This is a genomic window from Jatrophihabitans telluris, assembly GCF_023516435.1.
Lineage (GTDB): Bacteria > Actinomycetota > Actinomycetes > Mycobacteriales > Jatrophihabitantaceae > Jatrophihabitans_A > Jatrophihabitans_A telluris.
The window spans coordinates 2,875,420-2,894,108 of sequence record NZ_CP097332.1 but is presented as its reverse complement, the minus strand read 5'-3'; the positions used below and the strand labels follow the sequence as shown (position 1 = coordinate 2,894,108).

Annotated in this window: 15 protein-coding genes and 1 other RNA gene; 10 read left to right on the top strand and 6 right to left on the bottom strand. The window is 68.9% G+C overall.

The genetic code is table 11. The annotated features are described in order from the left end of the window. Nucleotides 1–43 precede the first annotated feature (43 nt). A complete protein-coding gene (locus M6D93_RS13440; RefSeq protein ID WP_249769794.1) occupies nucleotides 44–475 on the bottom strand; it encodes a PLDc N-terminal domain-containing protein in 432 nt (143 codons plus the stop codon). A gap of 115 nt (nucleotides 476–590) precedes the next feature. On the opposite strand from M6D93_RS13440, the gene M6D93_RS13435 reads away from it, so the two are divergent. The 3 genes from M6D93_RS13435 to M6D93_RS13425 are packed head-to-tail and all read left to right on the top strand — an operon-like array spanning nucleotide 591 to nucleotide 3,648. Continuing rightward, on the top strand, nucleotides 591–1,799 hold the full coding sequence (locus tag M6D93_RS13435) for a Nif3-like dinuclear metal center hexameric protein (RefSeq protein ID WP_249769793.1): 1,209 nt from the start codon (nucleotides 591–593) through the stop codon (nucleotides 1,797–1,799). A gap of 2 nt (nucleotides 1,800–1,801) precedes the next feature. Next, nucleotides 1,802–2,542, top strand: coding sequence for a zinc ribbon domain-containing protein (locus tag M6D93_RS13430; protein ID WP_249769791.1), 741 nt, complete (start codon nucleotides 1,802–1,804; stop codon nucleotides 2,540–2,542). Beyond that, on the top strand, nucleotides 2,539–3,648 hold the full coding sequence (locus M6D93_RS13425; protein WP_249769790.1) for a bifunctional RNase H/acid phosphatase: 1,110 nt from the start codon (nucleotides 2,539–2,541) through the stop codon (nucleotides 3,646–3,648). The genes M6D93_RS13430 and M6D93_RS13425 overlap by 4 nt, the downstream gene beginning before the upstream one ends. A gap of 17 nt (nucleotides 3,649–3,665) precedes the next feature. On the opposite strand, the gene M6D93_RS13420 is transcribed toward M6D93_RS13425, so the two are convergent. Together M6D93_RS13420 and M6D93_RS13415 are read right to left on the bottom strand one after the other, a co-directional pair. Continuing rightward, a complete protein-coding gene (locus tag M6D93_RS13420) occupies nucleotides 3,666–4,940 on the bottom strand; it encodes an SLC13 family permease (protein WP_249769789.1) in 1,275 nt (424 codons plus the stop codon). After that, nucleotides 4,913–5,674: a sulfite exporter TauE/SafE family protein gene (locus tag M6D93_RS13415; RefSeq protein ID WP_249769788.1), complete on the bottom strand. Its 762-nt coding sequence runs from the start codon at nucleotides 5,672–5,674 to the stop codon at nucleotides 4,913–4,915. Before M6D93_RS13415 ends, M6D93_RS13420 begins: the two co-directional genes overlap by 28 nt. A 93-nt stretch (nucleotides 5,675–5,767) precedes the next feature. On the opposite strand from M6D93_RS13415, the gene rnpB reads away from it, so the two are divergent. From rnpB to M6D93_RS13400, 3 genes are all read left to right on the top strand, one after another. Continuing rightward, nucleotides 5,768–6,165, top strand: an RNA gene (gene rnpB, locus M6D93_RS13410) — RNase P RNA component class A. Between the two features lie 72 nt (nucleotides 6,166–6,237). Continuing rightward, nucleotides 6,238–6,468: a hypothetical protein gene (locus M6D93_RS13405; RefSeq protein ID WP_249769787.1), complete on the top strand. Its 231-nt coding sequence runs from the start codon at nucleotides 6,238–6,240 to the stop codon at nucleotides 6,466–6,468. Between the two features lie 6 nt (nucleotides 6,469–6,474). Beyond that, on the top strand, nucleotides 6,475–7,893 hold the full coding sequence (locus tag M6D93_RS13400; RefSeq protein WP_249769786.1) for an RNB domain-containing ribonuclease: 1,419 nt from the start codon (nucleotides 6,475–6,477) through the stop codon (nucleotides 7,891–7,893). Nucleotides 7,894–7,910: 17 nt separating this feature from the next. Here the strand turns inward: M6D93_RS13400 and panB are convergent, their stop codons facing one another. Together panB and M6D93_RS13390 are read right to left on the bottom strand one after the other, a co-directional pair. After that, entirely contained in the window at nucleotides 7,911–8,744 is an 834-nt protein-coding gene (gene panB / locus M6D93_RS13395) for a 3-methyl-2-oxobutanoate hydroxymethyltransferase (RefSeq protein WP_249769785.1), read from the bottom strand. A 182-nt stretch (nucleotides 8,745–8,926) separates the two neighbouring features. Further along, complete coding sequence (locus tag M6D93_RS13390; protein ID WP_249769784.1) at nucleotides 8,927–10,657, bottom strand: NAD+ synthase; 1,731 nt, start codon at nucleotides 10,655–10,657, stop codon at nucleotides 8,927–8,929. 315 nt (nucleotides 10,658–10,972) lie between these two features. Here M6D93_RS13390 and M6D93_RS13385 point away from each other — a divergent pair, with 315 nt between their 5' ends. From M6D93_RS13385 to M6D93_RS13370, 4 genes are all read left to right on the top strand, one after another. Further along, nucleotides 10,973–12,235: a L,D-transpeptidase gene (locus M6D93_RS13385; RefSeq protein WP_249769783.1), complete on the top strand. Its 1,263-nt coding sequence runs from the start codon at nucleotides 10,973–10,975 to the stop codon at nucleotides 12,233–12,235. 60 nt (nucleotides 12,236–12,295) lie between these two features. After that, the gene (glnA, locus tag M6D93_RS13380; RefSeq protein WP_249769782.1) at nucleotides 12,296–13,654 is read left to right on the top strand and encodes a type I glutamate--ammonia ligase; all 1,359 of its coding nucleotides are present in this window, start codon (nucleotides 12,296–12,298) and stop codon (nucleotides 13,652–13,654) included. 23 nt (nucleotides 13,655–13,677) lie between these two features. Continuing rightward, nucleotides 13,678–14,538, top strand: coding sequence for a type 1 glutamine amidotransferase (locus M6D93_RS13375; RefSeq protein ID WP_249769780.1), 861 nt, complete (start codon nucleotides 13,678–13,680; stop codon nucleotides 14,536–14,538). 95 nt (nucleotides 14,539–14,633) lie between these two features. Beyond that, a complete protein-coding gene (locus tag M6D93_RS13370; protein WP_249769779.1) occupies nucleotides 14,634–17,639 on the top strand; it encodes a bifunctional [glutamine synthetase] adenylyltransferase/[glutamine synthetase]-adenylyl-L-tyrosine phosphorylase in 3,006 nt (1,001 codons plus the stop codon). On the opposite strand, the gene M6D93_RS13365 is transcribed toward M6D93_RS13370, so the two are convergent. Then, nucleotides 17,624–18,508 (bottom strand): phosphatase PAP2 family protein, encoded by an 885-nt coding sequence (locus M6D93_RS13365; protein WP_249769778.1) that lies wholly within the window; start codon nucleotides 18,506–18,508, stop codon nucleotides 17,624–17,626. The genes M6D93_RS13370 and M6D93_RS13365 overlap by 16 nt on opposite strands. Between the last annotated feature and the right edge of the window lie 181 nt (nucleotides 18,509–18,689).

The window sequence follows — 18,689 nt, the reverse complement described above, 5'->3', positions numbered from 1 at the left end:
CGCCACAATCGCCCGTGTGTTCGAATGACACGCGGTCAGTGGGTCAGTCGTCGCCGTGTTCGTTCTCGCGGCCGAGCAGACGCTGTTGTTCCCGTCGAAGTTCCTCGGATCGCTGGGCCCGATACGCCTCGCGTTGGCGCTCGGCCCGGGCCTTCACCTCGGCCAGGAACGCGTCGTCGTCGTCCGGATTCGTCGCGGCGAACCGGCCCGGACGTTCGTATTCGGGGTAGCGGCTCGAGAGGTCCCGGCCCTTGTTTCCCTTGTAGGCAAGGCCTGAAGTTTTCCGGGAATCCCACGGGTGTCCCGCGACCAACCACGCGATGCACCCGATGTCGAACAACAGAACCACGATCAGCACCCAGACCACTTTGGGCAGGTTGCGGCACCGGTCCGCGTCGGTCGTGATGACATCGATCAAGCAGAACAACCACAGCAGCAGGAGGATCAGGCCGGCGCCCCCGTCGAGAAAAAGCATGAGGCGAATCGTGACACAGCCGATCCCCAGAGAACAGGGTCTTAACCCGAATGTCACACTCCTGGTCGGTGCACGGACGGCCCGGCCGCCGCGCGGGGCCAGGTAGGTTCGCCCAATGACCAGCGTCAACGAGCTCAAGCGTTCCTTCGACGAGTGGTACCCGCCGGATACGGCGGAATCCTGGGACTCCGTGGGGCTGACCTGCGGTGACCCGGACGAGGAGGTCGCGCGGGTTCTGCTCGCGGTGGACTGTGTCCCGGCCACGGTCGACGAGGCGATCGAGCGCGGCGCGCAGCTGCTCATCACCCATCACCCGCTGCTGTTCAGCGCGGTGCACTCGGTCGCGACGACGTCGCCGAAGGGCGCGATGGTTCACCGCATGATCCAGGCGGGCATCGCCCACCTGGTCGCCCACACCAACGCCGATGCCGCGCGCCTCGGCGTCTCGCAGGCTTTGGCCGAGCGCCTGGGACTGACCGACATCCGGCCTCTGGTGCCGGCCCTCTCACCCGCGCTCGATCACGTGACGGTCTTCGTGCCGCCGGACCATCTGCACGAGCTGGTCGAGGCCCTGTCGGCTGCGGGAGCCGGAGCGGTCGGCGACTACGACCAGTGCACGTTCTCGGTCGAGGGAACCGGAACCTACCGGCCGCTTCCCGGCGCCGAGCCCTTCGACGGTGAGGTCGGAGTGGTCACCCGCAAGCCGGAGATCCGGCTGTCGATGGTCTACCCGCGACCGCTCCGGTCGGCGGTCATCGCCGCCATGCGCCGGGCCCATCCGTACGAAGAAGTGGCCTTCGAGTTGACCGAACAGCCCGGACTCGCCGGCCCGACCGGTTCCGGACGGCTGGGGAAACTTCCCGCGACCGTCACCCTGGCCGACTTCGGTCGCTACGCCGCGTCGGTCCTGCCGCCCACCGTCTGGGGCCTTCGCGTCGCGGGGGTCGCCGACCGTCCGATCCGGACTGTCGCCGTCTGCGGTGGTTCCGGGAGTCCGTTCATCCCGGCGGCCCGCGCGGCCGGAGCCGACGTCTACCTGACCTCTGACCTCAAACATCACGACACGGTCGAGGCGGTCCCAGAGCGTCGATGGGACGGAGGCGGCATGGACGAGGAACCGATGGCATTGATCGACGCGGCGCACTGGGCGACCGAACGTCCCTGGCTCGATGTCGCCGCCGCCCGGCTGCGGGACCGATTCGGCCCGGCCGTGGAGGTGCTGATCTCCGGCACCGTCACCGACCCCTGGACCGCCCACGTCCCGTCGGCGGCACAGTCGGAGGCGGAGGCGGGGGACGACGTAGTACCGGACACTAGGGTGTAGCCGTGATCGCAGACCCCTTCGTCCAGCTCCGCCTGCTCGACCTGCAGGGCATCGACACCGCGCTGAACCAGTTGGCCCACCGGCGGCGCACGTTGCCCGAGCTTGCCACCATCGCCGACTGCGACCGCCGGGCGGCGGAGGTACGCGCCCAGTTGGTCGAGGCCGAGACCCAGGTCGCCGACCTTGCCGGCGAGCAGCGCCGGCTGGAGGCCGACATCGACACCGTGCGACAGCGGGCCGACAAGGATCAGGCGCGGATGACGTCCGCGGGGGTACCGGCCAAGGAGATCTCCGGGCTGCAGCACGAAGTCGCCTCACTCAGCCGCCGGCAGGGCGTCCTGGAAGACGAGCTGCTGGAGTTGATGGAATCCCGGGAGACGGCGGACGCGAGCGTCAGCGAGTTCAGCGGCGCCATGGCCGTCATCAACACCGAGCGCTCCGCCGCCGAAGCCGCCCGCGACGAGGTCTTCGCCGAAATCGACGACGCGATCGGCAAGCGCGGCATTCAGCGTGGCGAGCTGGCCGGCACGATCCCCGCTGACCTGCTTGCCCTGTACGACAAGGTGCGCGAGGCCAACGGCGGAGTCGGTGCGGCGATGCTTCGCCAGCGTCGCTGCGAAGGATGTCGCATCGAACTGTCCGGCAGCGAGTTGTCGGCGGTTCGCGCCGCCAAAATGGACCAGGTCGTGCGGTGCGAGAACTGCCGCCGCATCCTGGTTCGAACCGACGAGTCGGGTCTGTGAATTCGGTCGCTTCAGTCGTCGTCGAGGCGGATGGCGGATCGCGGGGAAATCCGGGTCCGGCCGGCTACGGAGCGGTGGTCCGTGACGAGGCGGGGACGGTGCTCGCCGAGGTCCGCGAGTTCCTCGGCGTCACGACGAACAACGTCGCCGAATACCGGGGTCTGATCGCCGGTCTCAGCGCCGCACAGGAGTTGGGCGCGCGTCGAGTCACGGTCCGGATGGACTCCAAGCTCGTCATCGAACAGGTCTCCGGACGTTGGCAGGTCAACGACGACGGCCTGCGCCCGCTGCACGCTCGCGCCCGAGCGCTCGTCGATTCCTTCGAGGCGGTAAGCCTGTCCTGGATTCCGCGGGCCGAGAACGCCGAGGCCGATCGGCTTGCCAACGAGGCGATGGACTCCGCAGCGGACGGACGGGGGACGCCAGAGCTGGCGGGTAAACCGGACCGAGAGCCGAGGCCACAGAACGCGTGGCTGCCGCCGGGGGACACGCCGACCCGGTTGATCCTGCTGCGGCACGGCATCACCGAACACACTCTGGCCAAACGCTTTGCCGGGAGGTCGGACCTGCCGCTCACCGACGAGGGACGGGGTCAGGCCGAGCGCGCGGCGCAGCGGATCGCGCAGTTGGGCCCGGTCGACGTGGTCGTGAGTTCGCCGCTGCGACGCGCCCGGACGACGGCGCAGATCGTCGCCGAGACCCTCGACCTTTCGCCGGTCACGGTCGTGGACGATGTCGTGGAGACCGACTTCGGCCAGTGGGACGGTTTCACCTTCGCCGAGGTGGGCGAGCGCTGGCCGGAACAGCTGCAAGCATGGATGGCCGATCCGGCCGTCGCGCCGCCGGGAGGGGAGTCCTTCGAGGCGGTCGACCGGCGGGTGTCTGCCGCCAGCGCTCGACTCGTCGCGCAGCATCCGGGCGCGACCGTGGTGGTGGTCAGTCACGTCACCCCGATCAAGCTCCTCGTCCGCAACGCATTGCGAGCGCCGATGTCCTCGCTCTACCGGATGTTTCTGGATCCGGCGTCGATCAGCGTGCTCGACTACTTCGCCGACGGTCTGATCACACTTCGTTCGTTCAATGATTCCGCCCACCTGGCCGGCTGATCGGGGTAACGGCGAGCTCAGCGCAGTCCCAGCGGCGCCGCGCACAGCCACACCACGCCGGTGACCAGGACGACCGCGATGGGCGTGGTGGACAGTCCCAACAGATGAAACTCCCGGGCGCTCGGTTTGGCGTCCTCGGGCAGGCTGCGCCGCCACAGCAGCGTGGCGAGCGACCCAGGGTAGGTCGCGTTCGGACCGATGTTCACCCCGACCAAAACGGCCAGGACAGCCAGTGGAGAACCGGACACCAGCGGCAGCAACGCCAGCGTCGTTGGCAGGTTGTTCACCAGGTTCGCCAGCACAGCCGCGATCAGGGCCAGCAGCACCAGGCTGGCCAGACCCGTCCCCGAAGGCACCAGATGCGCCAGCCAGCGCTGTGCGCCCTTGTCCAGCACGCCGGCCACGAGTACGCCCAGGCACAACACGAAGGCGCAAAACCCCAGGCTCGCCTCGCGCACCAGTTCGACGGGGGTCGTTCGACGCCTTGTCAGTGCCGGCGCGGCCAAGGCGACGCAGCCGGCGAATGCGGCCCACGCCGGCGCCACGTCGACCGCTGTGGTCGCCACGAAGCCGGTGATCGTCAGCCCCAGGACCGCCAACGCGTAGCGCGGAAGCGGGCGGGGCTCGGCGGCGCCGCTGGCCTTCGTACGCAGGTCGGCCCTGAAGGCCAACCGGAGTCCGGCCCAGTCCAGGGCGCACGCGAGCAGCCATGGCAACGTCATGACCGCCGCGAACCGTCCGAAGCTCAGCCCGCTGGCGGCAAAGGCCAGCAGGTTGGTCAGGTTCGACACCGGTAACAGCAATGATCCCGAGTTGGCCAGATGCGCGCAGGCGTAGCTGTGCGGACGGTCGGCGACACGCAGTTGCCGGGTCGTGGCCAGTACGACGGGAGTGACCAGCACGACCGTCGCGTCCAGGGTCAGGGTCGCTGTCACCAGAGCGGCGAAACCGACCACGAGCACCAGCAGACGTCGCGGAGACCCGGCGGACAGTCGAGCCGTCAGACTGCCCAGGTAGTCGAACACCCCTTCCTTGGCGCAGAGATGTCCGAAGCTCAGAATCGCGGCCAGGAATGCCACCGTCGGCAGCAGGCCGCCGACCGAGTGGCGTGCGACGGACAGGGTGCTCGCGCCGGTGATCAGGGCGATCGCGACGCAGGGTATGGCCACGGCCGACTCGCTGAGACCGAAGGGCCGGACCACCGCGGCCGCCAGGCACAGCGCGATCAGGACCAGCCCGATGATCAACGCGGGGGTATCGGTCGTCAACGGAAGGCCCGGTAGGCCAGCCACAGCCCGACGATGAGCCCGAAGCCGACGACCAGGCGGCGCAGCACGGTTTCGTCCACCCGGGCGGCGAATCGGCCGCCGACCACACCGCCGACAAGGGTCGCGGGGGCCACGGCCGCGACCAAGACCCAGTGCACCGGGCCGAACACGGCGAACACCACCACGGAGACGCTGTTGATCAGCAGCGACAGTCCACCCTTGACCGCATTGGCCACGCGCAATCCCGAACCGAGCGTGAGGCCGAGGGTCGCCAACAGGATGACCCCGAGGCCGCCGCCGAAGTATCCGCCGTAGACAGCCCCGAGGCCGGTCGAGAGCAGCAGGGCACCCGGCCGGGGGACGTGCTCACCACCGAGCCGTCGAGTCAGCGAGGGCTGCGCGGCCAGCAGCAGGCTGGCTGCGATGACCAGGAACGGCACCACGATGTCGAACGTCGAGCTCGGGGTGATGAGCAGCAGCACGCACCCGATCACCGCTCCGACGATCGAGGGCACCGCCAGCCTTCGTAGGTCGTCAGTGTTCTCGCGCAGGGTTGGTCCGAGACCTACGACGTTTCCCGCGTATCCCGGCCAGAGCGCGACCGAGTTCGTGACGTTGGCGTCCACCGTGGGCAGGCCGGCGCCGACGAGGGCCGGGTACAGGATCAACGATCCGCCACCGGCGACTGAGTTGACCCAGCCCGCCACGAGACCCGCCGCGATGGACAGCACATAATCGGTGGCGGACAGGTCGGGCATAACGGCAAGGCTAACCATCCGCCGTCCGGCGTTTGCAGGCAGCGAGCGGGATCACGTCCCACCCGCGACCGACTATCATCAGGGCGCGGCGGACGAGCCGACCGGGCGGCCGCGTCAACCCGAGCAGGGTTGCCGAGGAAAGTCCGGGCTCCATAGAGCAGGGTGGTTGTTAACGGCAACCCGGGGTGACCCGCGGGAAAGTGCCACAGAAAACAGACCGCCCACGACCCGGTTCGTCCGGGCCGCGGGTAAGGGTGAAACGGTGGTGTAAGAGACCACCAGCGTTCCGGGTGACCGGAGTGGCTTGGTAAACCCCACCCGGAGCAAGGTCAAGAAGTCGGTGGCGTGCCACTGGCTGCGCGAACGTTCGAGGGCTGCTCGCCCGAGTTCGCGGGTAGACCGCTAGAGCCCGTCGGCAACGACAGGCCGAGATGGATGGTCGCCGATCGGTTCACCGATCACAGGACCCGGCTTACAGGTCGACTCGTCCGCCGCCCACCCGGGCCCTGGTGTCGCATCCGCCGTCGTCGCCATCGACTTCAACGCGGAGATAGGGTGCGGTCATGAGCAGCGAGGATCGTGAAGGGACCTGGTGGTACTGCGAGGAGCATCATCGCGCGGAGCGTTTCGCCGACTGCAATTCCGACCGCCGGATCGGCCCGTTCGCCACCGAGGCGCAAGCCGACCGCGCGTTGCAGACCATCGCCGAACGCGAGCGGCACTACGACGCCGAGGACGATGCGTGGAATTCCGCGGGACCGTCGGCGCCGCCCACGTCCGGAACCGAGGGCTGATCGAGGGTGGCTCAGCGTCGCATTGTCGCCCCGTCACTGGACTTCGCCGCGATCCGAGCGGAGTTGGCCGTCCCCGGTGACTTCGACTCCGTGGCCAACGCCGAGGCTGAGCGGTCGGCCGCGCGTCCGCTGCCGACCGATCGCTTCGATGCCACCGACATCGAGTTCGTGACGGTGGATCCGGCCGGAAGCAAGGATCTCGACCAGGCCCTGCACATCGCCGACACCACCGACGGCTATCTCGTCAGCTATGCCATCGCCGACGTCGCGCACTTCGTCGAGCCCGGCGGTGCCCTCGACGAGGCGACGCATCACCGGGGCGAGACCTTCTACTTTCCCGATACCCGTATCCCGCTTCACCCGTCAGTGTTGTCCGAAGGCGCGGCCAGCCTGCTTCCCGGTCAGGACCGGCCGGCCGTGCTGTGGCAGATCGGCCTTGACGTACAGGGCAATCAGCGTTCGGCTACCGTTCGCCGCGCCGTCGTTCGCAGTCGCCGCCAGTTCTCCTACCCCGAACTCGCCGCTGCGCTGGCCGGTGGGAGCGCGCCCGCCGGCGCTCGAAATCTGCTCGCGGTCGGCCGGCTGCGCCAGACGTTGTCCCGGCGACGCCATGCCATCACCCTGAACCTGCCTGAGCAACAGGTGGTGAGCACGGACGCCGGCTGGTCCCTGGAACTTCGGGCGCCTCTGGACATCGAGAACGCCAACGCCGAGATCTCGTTGCTCACCGGCATCGCCGCTGCCACGATCATGCTGGAGGGCAAGGTCGGCGTGCTGCGGACGTTGCCCCCGCCCTCGGATGCCACCGTCGCGGAGTTGCGCCGGATCGCGCCGGCGTTGGGTGTCTCCTGGCCAGACGACGTGCCACCCGGCGACGTCATCGCAACTCTCGATCCGACCAACGCCAAGCACGCGGCCTTTCTCGAACAGGCCTCCTCGCTGCTGCGCGGCGCGGGCTACCGCGTCTTCGACGGCGAACTGCCCGACGAGACCGGCCACGCCGGTATCGGAGGGCCGTACGCACACGTGACCGCTCCGCTGCGAAGGTTGATCGACCGCTACGCAACCGAGATCTGCCTTTCGCTGCAGGCGGATCAGCCCGTGCCGGACTGGGTGCACAAGGCTTTGCCCGAGCTACCCGAGCAGATGCAGGCGGCCGACCACCTCGCCCACACGGTCGACCGGGCCGTCGTCGACGCGGTGGAGGCGTTGTTGCTCACCGATCGGGTCGGGGAGCACTTCCCGGCTGTGGTCCTGGAATCCTCCGAACGCGGCGGCACCATCGCGATCGAGGAGCCTCCAGTGCGGGCCAAGTGCGGCGGCGACGGTCTGCGAGCCGGCAGCACCATCCAGGTGCGGCTGGACGAGGCGGACGTCGCAACCCGCCTCGTCCGGTTCAGTGCGGTGGCGGGAGCCGGTACCTGAAGGTTGCGCCGCCTGCCTCAGTGGTAGCTGTGCTCGGCCCCCGGGTACGTCCCGGCCTGTACTTCGGACGCGAACCGGCCGACAGCATCGGTGAGTACGGCGGTCAGGTCCGCGTACTGCTTCACGAACTTGGCGGGCTGGCCGGCCCCACGAAGTCCGGCCATGTCCTGCCACACGAGCACCTGCGCATCGCACTCCACACCGGCGCCGATCCCGATCGTGGGAATGTGCAGGTCGTGGGTGATCTTCTTGGCCAGGTCGGCGGGGACGACCTCCATCACGAGCGCAAAGGCACCTGCGTCCTGAAGTGCCTGCGCATCCTCGAGCAGCTGATGGCCGGCTTCTTCGCCGCGTCCCTGCACCCGGTAGCCGCCCAGCGTGTTCACCGATTGCGGCGTCAGACCGATGTGCGCCATAACCGGAATCCCGGCCGACGTCAACAGCTCGACCTGGGGAGCCACCCGTACGCCGCCCTCGAGCTTGACCGCTTGGGCGCCGCCGTCCTTCATGAAGCGCACCGCCGTATCGAGCGCCTGCTGGGGTGAGCCCTGGTAACTGCCGAAGGGAAGATCGGCCACGACCAGGGCGCGCTGCGCGCCGCGAACGACGCCGCGAACCAGGGGCAGGAGTTCCTCGACCGACACCGGCACGGTGGTGTCATAGCCGTAGACGACATTGGCCGCCGAGTCACCGACGAGCAGGACGGGCACACCGGCCTCGTCGAACACGCGGGCGGTGAGGTAGTCGTAGGCGGTCAGCATGGGCCAGCGGTCACCGGTCTGCTTGGCGCTCGCGAGGTCGCGGATGGTGACGCGGCGGGTGGACGATCCGCCGTAGAGGGATTCGCTCATGTGCCATGATCCTTTGTTTCCTCGAGGCCGGCCATGCCGGTCCCCGGGCCATCGGTGGACACAACCATCGTGCACCGCATGAAACCTGTTGGACACCCTGCGAAGCGAGTTTGTAACCGGTTCGGACGGAGATATCCCTCACGATTTACTAGGACGACCTAGCAGAGTAGGTTCGCGGCCGATCAGCGAGCGGCGCGCGACTCCCGCCAGCGGTTGGTGATCGGCAGCCGCCGGTCCTTGCCGAAGGCCTTGTAGCTGATCTTGGGGCCGGGCGGGTACTGGCGACGTTTCCACTCGGCCGCGTCCACGAGATGCGCGACCCGGGTCACCAGCGCCGGATCGAAGCCCTCGGCGACGAGATCGGCAAAGCCGGCATCGGCGTCGACGTAGCGCAGCAGGACGGCGTCCAGCAGCTCGTAGTCGGGCAAGGAGTCGGAGTCGAGCTGGCCCGGACGCAACTCCGCCGACGGGGGCTTGCTGATCGAGTTCTCCGGAATCGGGGGGGTATGGCCGCGAGACACCGCGTCGTCGTTGCGCCAGCGGGCCAGGCGCCACACCAGGGACTTCGGCACGTCCTTGATCGGGGCGAAGCCGCCGACCGCGTCGCCGTAGATCGTGGAGTAGCCGACCGCCAACTCGCTCTTGTTGCCGGTGGCGAGCACCAGGTGACCGTGCTGGTTGGACAGGCCCATCAGGGTCGTTCCGCGCACTCGGGCCTGGACGTTCTCCTCGGCCAGGCCCGTCAGCTTCAGCGCGTGCACGAACGCACGCACCATCGCCTCGACCTCGACGACCTGATAGTGGGCGCCGACCCGCCTCGCGAGGTCCGCGGCGTCGGAGCGGGAGTGGTCGGAGGAGTACGCACTCGGCATGCCCACCCCGTGAACGGCGTCGCCACCCAGGGCGTCCGCGGCGATCGCCGCTACCACCGCGGAGTCGATACCGCCGCTGAGGCCGAGCACGACGCTGGCGAAGCCGTTCTTGCGGGCGTAGTCGCGGGTGCCGGTGACCAGCGCACGCCACACCTCCTCCTCGTCGACGAGGCGTTCGGCGATCCCCACCTCCGGCAGATCCGCCGCGGCGGGTAGCGCCCGTGGTGGCAGCGGGGCGTCGACCCGGCGCACCCTCAAGTCACCGACCACGGGCGTCGCGTTGCTCACCGCGGGGGCTACCTCCAGGTCGAGGTAGAACATTCCCTCCGCGTACTGCGGAGCCCTGGCCAGCAGGCGACCACCGGCATCCACGACGAAGGAGTCGCCGTCGAAGACCAGCTCGTCCTGGCCGCCGACCTGGTTGACGTAGACCACCGGCGCGCCGGCTTCGCGCGCCCGCCGTGCGACCAGGGGAAAGCGGATGTCGTCCTTGTTGCGTTCGTAGGGGGAGCCATTGATGTTCAGCAGCAGGCCCACCTCAGCCGCCGCCGCCGCGGTGAAGGGACCGCCGTCCTGCCAGACGTCCTCGCAGATGGTGAGGGCCACGTCCACCCCGCCGAATCGAATCACGACCAGCTCGGTCCCGGGGACGAAGTACCGGTCCTCGTCGAACACGCCGTAGGTCGGCAGGTGGTACTTGAAGTAGCGGGCGACCACCTCGCCGTTCTGCACGAAAGCCGCCGCGTTGCGCGCACCGCAGTCGGAGTCGAGGTAGCCGACCACGACGGCGATGTCGCCGTAGCCCGCCTCGGCCAGCGTCGCGGCCGTCCGGGTCAAGGCCTGGCGCGAGGCCTCCCGGAACGAGCGGCGCAGCACGAGGTCCTCAGGCATGTAGCCGGTCAGGGTCATCTCGGGGAACACGACCAGCTGTGCCCCCGCCTCGGCCGCCTCGCCGACCCGGCGAAGGACGAGTTCGACGTTGCGGTCGAAGTCGCCCACGGTGAGGTCGACCTGGGCCATCCCGATGCGCAGAGTGCTCACAGGCACCAGTCTGCCGGGTGCTGTGAGGGACCGGTGGGGCGGGTAGTCGACCGGGATTCACAGGTTCTGGGGCCGGGGCATAACCGGTTTTGACACCATTTCGTCATGGGTCTTGGCGTGAAGTCGCCGGAAAGTAGGTCACAATAGGGTGCACCCGCGCGAGGCTGGCCTGCCACCCCCTCCATCGGCGTCCCCGATGAGGCAACAGTTGACGCGTCAGTGGCGTCACATAGGTTGTCCGGTTCGCGACTCCCGCGTGCCGTGGGTGGTCTGGAGGAAGTCTTGGTTCGCAGCAGGCACGGAGTCCACCGGGGTGTGGTCCTGACGGCAACGGCGGTCACTGTCGCCGCACTCGTGCTGGGGGCCTGCTCGGCGAAGAAGTCGCCGGACGCCAGCGGGTCCAGCCAATCCTCGACGACCTCCTCGTCCGGAACGATCCAGACTCCCACCTCCTCCTCGTCCGCACCGGCGCCGGAAGCCGCCGTCTTCAGCCTGAGCGCCAGCGCCGGCGCCAAGGACGTCAGCCCGGTCGCTCCCGTCACGGTCGGCATCGCCCACGGCGAGCTGTCCGAGGTCACGCTCAAGAACACCGACGGCACAGCCGTGAAGGGCAGCCTGTCCGGAGACAAGACAAGTTGGACGTCGGGCGAGCCGCTGGGCTACGGAAAGACCTACCGATTGACCGCCACCGGCACCGACACCGCAGGCAGCCCGGTCAGCAAGACCAGCTCCTTCACCACCGTGGTCCCCGACAATCAGACGATGGCCTACATCACCACCGCTGCCGGGCAGGCCTTCGTCGCCGGGCAGAAGCAGGGTGTCGGTCAGGTCGTCAGGATTCACTTCGACGAACAGATCGCCGACAAGAAGGCCGCGCAGTCAGCGGTGACCGTGACCACCACCCCGAAGCAGGCCGGCGCGTTCAGCTGGCTGGACGACCAGAACGTCTACTGGCGGACCAAGGGCTACCTCCAGCCCGGCACGAAGGTCAGCATCAAGACCAGCATCTACGGCAAGAATTTCGGGGGAGCGTCCGCCAGCCTGTACGGCCAGGCCGACTCGGCCGCATCCTTCACGGTCGGGGATCGGCACGTCTCGATCGCCGACGACAACACCAAGCTGATCCAGGTGTATCAGAACAACAAGCTGATCAAGACGATCCCCACGTCGATGGGCAAGCACACCTCGATTCCCGGCGATGCCGGGCTGATCGACCTGCGCACGAACTCCGGCCCGCACGTCGTCATCGGCGGCGAGACCAACATCAACATGAACTCGGCCTCGTTCGGCCTGTCCAAGGGTGCCAACGCCTACAAGACGATCGTTCCGGTCGGGGTGAAGATCTCCTACGACGGCGAGTACGTCCACTGGGCCGACTGGTCGATCTGGGCCCAGGGCAACACCGACACCTCGCACGGCTGCCTGAACGTGTCCCCGGACAACTCCTGGTGGTTCTACCACTGGTCCCAGCCGGGTGACATCGTGGACGTGAAGAACACCGGCCGCACCCTGCAGGAATGGAACTCCGGCTACTGGAATGTGTCCTGGGCGAGCTGGCTGGCCGGCTCGGCCAAGTAGCACGGCGGTAATGGCGGGTCGTTGTCGCGCCCGAAACCTCGACACGGCAGACTGCACCTCGTGGACCGTCAGCAGGAGTTCGTCCTCCGTACCATCGAAGAGCGCCAGATCCGGTTCGTCCGGCTCTGGTTCACCGACGTGCTCGGCACGCTGAAGTCGGTCGCCATCGCCCCCGCCGAGCTCGAAGGCGCTTTCGCCGAGGGCATCGGCTTCGACGGCTCGGCCATCGAGGGCTTCGCCCGGGCCAGCGAGTCGGACATGCTCGCCCGGCCCGATCCGTCCACGTTCCAGGTGCTGCCCAGCGACGACGGCAATCCCAGCGACACCGCCCGGATGTTCTGTGACATCACGATGCCCGACGGTTCCCCGTCCTGGGCCGATCCGCGCTACGTCCTGCGCCGGACGCTGTCCAAGGCGGCCGACCGCGGGCTGACCTTCTACACCCATCCCGAGATCGAGTTCTTCCTGCTTCGCGACCGTCCCAGCGACGGAACCGAGCCGAAGCCGATCGACAACGGTGGCTACTTCGACATGACCAGTCACGACACCGCCCACGACTTCCGGCGGGCTGCCATCACCGCGCTGGAGGCCGTTGGGATATCGGTCGAGTTCAGCCACCACGAGGTCGCGCCCGGCCAGCAGGAGATCGACCTGCGCTACGCCGATGCGCTGTCGATGGCCGACAACATCATGAGCTTTCGCCACATCATCAAGGAGGTCGCGCGGGCCAAGCAGGTGCACGCGACGTTCATGCCCAAGCCCTTCCGTCACCAGCCCGGCAGCGGTATGCACACGCACCTGTCGCTGTTCGAGGGCGATCGCAACGCGTTTCACGACGCCAGCGACGAGCTGTACCTGTCCGCCACGGCTCGATCGTTCATCGCCGGTCTGCTCCGTCACGCTCGCGAGATAACGGCGGTCACGAACCAGTGGGTCAACTCCTACAAGCGACTGTTCGGCTACTCGGCACCGGGCCAGATCGTCGAGGCGCCGACTTACGTCTGCTGGGGCCACGCCAATCGGTCCGCGCTGGTGCGGTTGCCGATGTACAAGCCGAACAAGGCCAACTCCACCCGGGTCGAGGTCCGCTCGCTGGACACGGCCTGCAATCCGTACCTGGCCTTCTCGGTCCTGCTGGCCGCCGGTATGAAAGGCGTCGAGGAGGGCTATGAGCTGCCTCCCGGCGCCGAGGATGACGTCTGGTCGCTGTCGGACACCGAGCGTCGCGCGCTGGGCTACGACGAGCTGCCGCACAACCTCTCTGATGCCCTGGACGTGATGGAGTCCTCCGAACTGGTGGCCGAAACCCTGGGCGAGCACGTGTTCGATTTCTTCCTGCGCAACAAGCGCGCGGAATGGGTGGACTACCGCGCCGAGGTCACGCCGTTCGAACTGCGCCGGTACCTGCCTTCCCTGTAAGGCGGTATCAGTAACCTGGAGTCATGTCCGCAGCGCCGCTCGCCGCCCCGATCCTCGTCATCCAGAACGACGAGTCCGACCCGGTCGGCCGGCTCGGCACCTGGCTGACCGACGCGGGCGCCGAACTGGACGTCCGGTCCGGTCCGGCCGGCGCCGAGTTCCCGGACGATCTGTCCGAGCACTCGGCTCTGGTCGTCCTCGGTGGCGCCGCGAACGCCTACGACGACGACGGGGCCCCGTGGCTGCCCCAGGTGCGCCGGCTGCTCACCGGCGCAGTGGCCTCCGACAAGCCGGTGCTCGGGGTGTGCCTGGGTGGACAGTTGCTCGCCGTCGCCGCCGGTGGCCGCGTCGAGCGTGCGGCCAGCGCGGAGTACGGAGCGCAGCTGGTGGCCAAGCGTCAGGCGGCGGCCGGTGACCCGCTGTTCAAGGAACTGCCGATCACGCCGGACGTACTGCAGTGGCACGTGGACGAAATCAGCCGGCTGCCCAACGGCGCGGTATTGCTGGCGTCCTCGCCGGGCTCGGAGGTTCAGGCGTTCCGCGTCGGCCGGTTGGCCTGGGGCCTGCAGTTCCACATCGAGACGACGCCGGAGATGGTCGCGACGTGGGCCGAGGAGGACGCCGAAGTGATGGCTGACTACGACGTCGCCCGGATCCTGGAGCGGTCCGCGACGGCTCACCCCGACATCGAGGAGGCATGGCGCCCGGTGGCGGCCGCATTCGTCGACGTGGCGCGGGATCCGCAGGCCGCCGCGGGGCCGCGAACCCTGCCGATGGCCGGGCCGCCGGCGAGCACCGCGGCTCCCATCACCGATCCGGCCGAGATCAGGGCGGCGCTTGCGGCGGAGCTGAACGCCTCGCGTCAGCCGCACGGCGCGCACTGACGGTGTCGGCCGACTCGGCGGCGCGCGCGACGCGGCCAGCTTCGGAGCCGCCCGTCACGTCCCCGCTCGAGCTGCGCTCGCGGGTGCGCGGGCGGATGGTGCGGCTGGGTTTCGCCGATCCGGAACGTGCCGTCGAACTCGTCACGGGGACCCCCCTGGGGCTGTGGGACGTGGCCACCAACAGCCCTGTCGACGACGACGCGGCGATGATCGTCTCGGCCCTGGCCCGCGCCGCCGATCCCGATCTCGCGCTGTCGGCCCTCAGCGGGCTGGTTGACACCGAGCTCGGCCGCCAGGTCCGGCACGACCTGGCCCGCAACGCGTTGTTCCGGTCTCGGCTGCTGTACACCCTCGGGGCCTCCGTCGCCCTCGGCGAGCACCTGATCCGACGTCCGCAGGCGGTCGCCGGTCTTCTGGAGGACCGCTTCGACGTCGCGGCGGCCGAGGAGCGGCTGGCGGCCGCAGTCGGCGCCGATGTCCTGGATCCCGTCACCGGGACCTCCGGATGCGCGGCCGCGGTCGGGGACTACGACGCCGTCAACGCTCTCCGGGACGCCTACCGCGATGAGCTGGTGCGAGTCGCCGCCCGGGACCTGGCGGGCGAGCTCGCCCTGGAGCAGGTCGCCGAGGCGCTGGCCGATCTTGCCGGCTACGTGCTCAGAGCGGGGTTGGCGGTCGCCCGTCGAGAACTCCCGGCCGCGGCGGCGTCCTGTCGGCTGGCCGTCATCGCCATGGGCAAGACCGGGGGGCGGGAACTGAACTACGTCTCCGACGTCGACGTCGTCTTCGTGGCCGAGCCGCTCGACGCCGACCAGCCCGTCGAGGCCGCCTTGACCTCAGCCACCAAGCTGGCCGCCGCGATGATGCGGATCTGCGGGCAGGCGGCGTGGGAAGTCGATGCGAATCTGCGTCCGGAGGGCGCGTCCGGAGCGCTGGTCCGCACCTTGGCCAGCCATGAGGCCTACTACCGTCGCTGGGCCTCCACCTGGGAGTTCCAGGCGCTGCTCAAGGCTCGTCCCATTGCCGGGGACCTCGACCTCGGCGAGGCGTATCTGGCGGTCATCTCGCCGATGGTCTGGTCGGCCGCCGAACGGGCCGATTTCGTGACCGACGTGCGCGCGATGCGCCGCCGCGTCGTCGACCACATCCCTGCGGCGGTCATCGACCGAGAACTCAAGCTCGGCCCGGGTGGGCTGCGCGACGTCGAGTTCGCGCTGCAGCTGCTGCAGCTGGTGCACGGTCGGGCCGACGAGGCCCTTCGGGTCCGTGCGACCCTGCCCGCCCTGGCCGCGCTGCGCGACGGTGGGTTCGTCGGCCGGGACGACGCCCTCAGCCTGGCCGATGCCTACCGATTCCTGCGCACCGCTGAACACCGGGTGCAGCTGGTCCGCCTGCGCCGGACCCATCTCGTTCCCGACGACGAGGCGGCCCTGTCGAGGCTGGCTCGGGCGATGGGTTTCCGGCCGGACAGTCGTGGCGATGCCGCGGCCGTCTGGCACTCGGAGTGGGCGCTGCATGCGCGCGAGGTCCGGCGCCTGCACGAGAAGCTGTTCTACCGACCGCTGCTGGAAGCGGTCGCCCGGGTTCCTTCCGAAGGCATGCGGCTGAGCCCCGACGAGGCCCGGCGTCGACTCGAGGCGCTGGGCTACGCCGATCCCGCCGGAGCGCTGCGACACCTTCAGGCGCTCACGGCGGGCCTGTCCCGCCGCGCCGCGATTCAGCGCACGCTGCTCCCGGTGATCCTGTCCGATCTGGCCTCCGCGCCTGACCCCGACGCCGGTCTGCTCGCCTACCGGCAGGTCTCCGATGCCCTCGGCGACACGCCGTGGTTCCTGCGGTTGCTGCGTGACGAGGGCGCGGTGGCGACCCGGTTGGCGCGGATACTGGGAACGTCCCGCTACGTTGCGCACATGCTCGTCCGGGCACCCGAGGCCTTGCAGATGCTGGCCGACGACGCCCAGTTGGTGCCACGCAGACGGACCGAGATCGAGACCACGATGCTGACCGCGGCGCGCCGGCAGGAGGACCCCGCCGCGGCCGCTCACGTCATCCGCGCCCTGCGCAGGGTCGAGCTGCTGCGGGTCGCCTTCAGCCAGCTCGTCGGCCTGCTCGACGACAGCGCGGTACGGATCGCGTTGACCGAACTGGCCGACGCCACGCTCGGGGCAAGCCTCGCCTCGGCCCGCGCGGGTCTGGCCGCCGAGCTCGACGTTGCCGAACTCGGTTTCGACTTCGCCCTGATCGCGATGGGCCGACTGGGCGGCCAGGAGCTGGGTTACGGCTCCGATGCCGACGTGCTGTTCGTCTTCCGACCCCGTGGACCTGGCTCGGCGAGCGGAGGCGCGGACCACGCCAAGCAGGCAGGTCAACTGGCTGAGCGGCTGCGCCGGATGCTGGCCACCCCGTCCACGGATCCGCCTCTGGTCCTGGACGCCGATCTGCGTCCCGAGGGCCGCAACGGTGCCCTGGTCCGCTCACTGGACTCCTACGCCGAGTACTACGCCCGCTGGTCGTCGGTGTGGGAGGCGCAGGCGCTGCTGCGGGCCCGCTTCTGCGCCGGCGATCCTGACCTGGGGGAGCGGTTCATCGAGCTCATCGACCCGCTGCGGTACCCGGTCGGCGGCCTGGCTCCCGCTGACGTGATCGAAATCCGGCGCATAAAGGGACGGGTGGACGCCGAACGGTTACCTCGAGGCGCCGACCCGCACACCCACACCAAGCTCGGCCGAGGAGGGCTGTCCGACGTCGAATGGACCGCCCAGTTGCTCCAGCTCCGGCATGCCGCCGAGGTGGCCGGGCTGCGTACTCCATCGACCCTGCCGGCCCTGTGGGCCGCCGCCGAAGCCGGATTGTTGGCCGCGGAGGACGCGGCCGCACTGGAAGCGGCGTGGCGGCTGGCCAGTCGCGCTCGGGACGCGATCATGCTCGTCCGCGACAAGGCCGAGGATCAGTTGCCCACCCAGGGGCTCACGCTGGTCGCGATCGGCCGGGTGCTCGGCTACCCACCCGATCCCGAGCCCGGCCATATCGTGGACGACTACCGACGCGCCACCAGGCGGGCTCGCCGGGTGGTCGAGTCGATCTTCTACGAGCCCGACTGAGGCGTCTCGGGCTTGCTCCGCTTGGCGTGGAGCATGGCCGGCGGCGGATGCGGTGCCTTGCGGTACGCGCTGCGGCCGGACAGGAGGTACTGCACCCCGCAGCCGATCAGGAACACGATCAGCCCGAAGACCGCGTCGATGATGAAGTGGTTCGCCGTGCCGACGATCACGAGCAGGGTGCAGACCGGGTAGATCGCGCCGAGCAGGCGAACCCACATACGGCGCGCGCACAGAAAGATCGAGACTCCACACCACAGCGACCAGCCGATGTGCAGGCTCGGCATGGCGGCGTACTGGTTGGAGTGCTCGGCCACCTTCGGATCGGCGAGCGATCCCCAGGTGTGGAAGACCTGAAGCGTATCGATGTAGCCGTATTGCGGTAACAGCCGTGGCGGAGCGAGCGGATAGAGATAGAAGCCGGCCAGGGCGATCAGCGATGTGGCGAAGATGACCGTGCGTGCGCCGCGGTAGATGCGCGGATGGGCGACGTAAAGCCAGATCAGCACCGCGATCGTGATGATGAAGTGCAAGGTGGCGTAGTAGTAGTTCATCACCTGGGCGATCGGCTCGTGGTCGGCCACGAAGCTGTTCAGCGATCGCTCGAAGTTCAGGTGCAAGGCGTCCTGCAGGTGCTGAACGCCGCGTCCGTGGCGCTCGGCGATCGACTTCTGCTGAGGCACCAGGTTGCGGATCTCGCTGTAGATCCAGTAGCAGAATCCGATGATGGCGATCTCCTGCCACCAGCGGGGTTCGCGGTGCTGCAGCATCCGGTCCGGGAGCACGCCCCGGAAGCGGCGCCGACCGGACTCATGGGCGCGACCATCCGGTGCGACGTTGCCCGAGGCGGTGTCGCGGGCGGTCGTGGTCACCGAAACATCCTCTCACTCTCGCGGCCGCGGCCCGACGAGGACATGGCCGTATCTCAGGAGCGGCACAGAGGGGTAGGCGCAACGGTCACGAGAACGGAATAACCGCGATCGGGACACCGCTGTGGCTGTTGTCGGTTGACGCCTTGTCTGCCGCGGCACCACTGAGGTATCGGAGCCGAGC

Coding starts and splice junctions, on each gene's coding strand:
- M6D93_RS13435 (WP_249769793.1), top strand. CDS start 591: ATGACCAGCGTCAACGAGCTCAAGCGTTCCTTCGACGAGTGGTACCCG.
- panB (WP_249769785.1), bottom strand. CDS start 8,744: ATGAGCGAATCCCTCTACGGCGGATCGTCCACCCGCCGCGTCACCATC.
- M6D93_RS13375 (WP_249769780.1), top strand. CDS start 13,678: ATGTCCGCAGCGCCGCTCGCCGCCCCGATCCTCGTCATCCAGAACGAC.
- M6D93_RS13440 (WP_249769794.1), bottom strand. CDS start 475: ATGCTTTTTCTCGACGGGGGCGCCGGCCTGATCCTCCTGCTGCTGTGG.
- M6D93_RS13405 (WP_249769787.1), top strand. CDS start 6,238: ATGAGCAGCGAGGATCGTGAAGGGACCTGGTGGTACTGCGAGGAGCAT.
- M6D93_RS13370 (WP_249769779.1), top strand. CDS start 14,634: ATGGTGCGGCTGGGTTTCGCCGATCCGGAACGTGCCGTCGAACTCGTC.
- M6D93_RS13415 (WP_249769788.1), bottom strand. CDS start 5,674: ATGCCCGACCTGTCCGCCACCGATTATGTGCTGTCCATCGCGGCGGGT.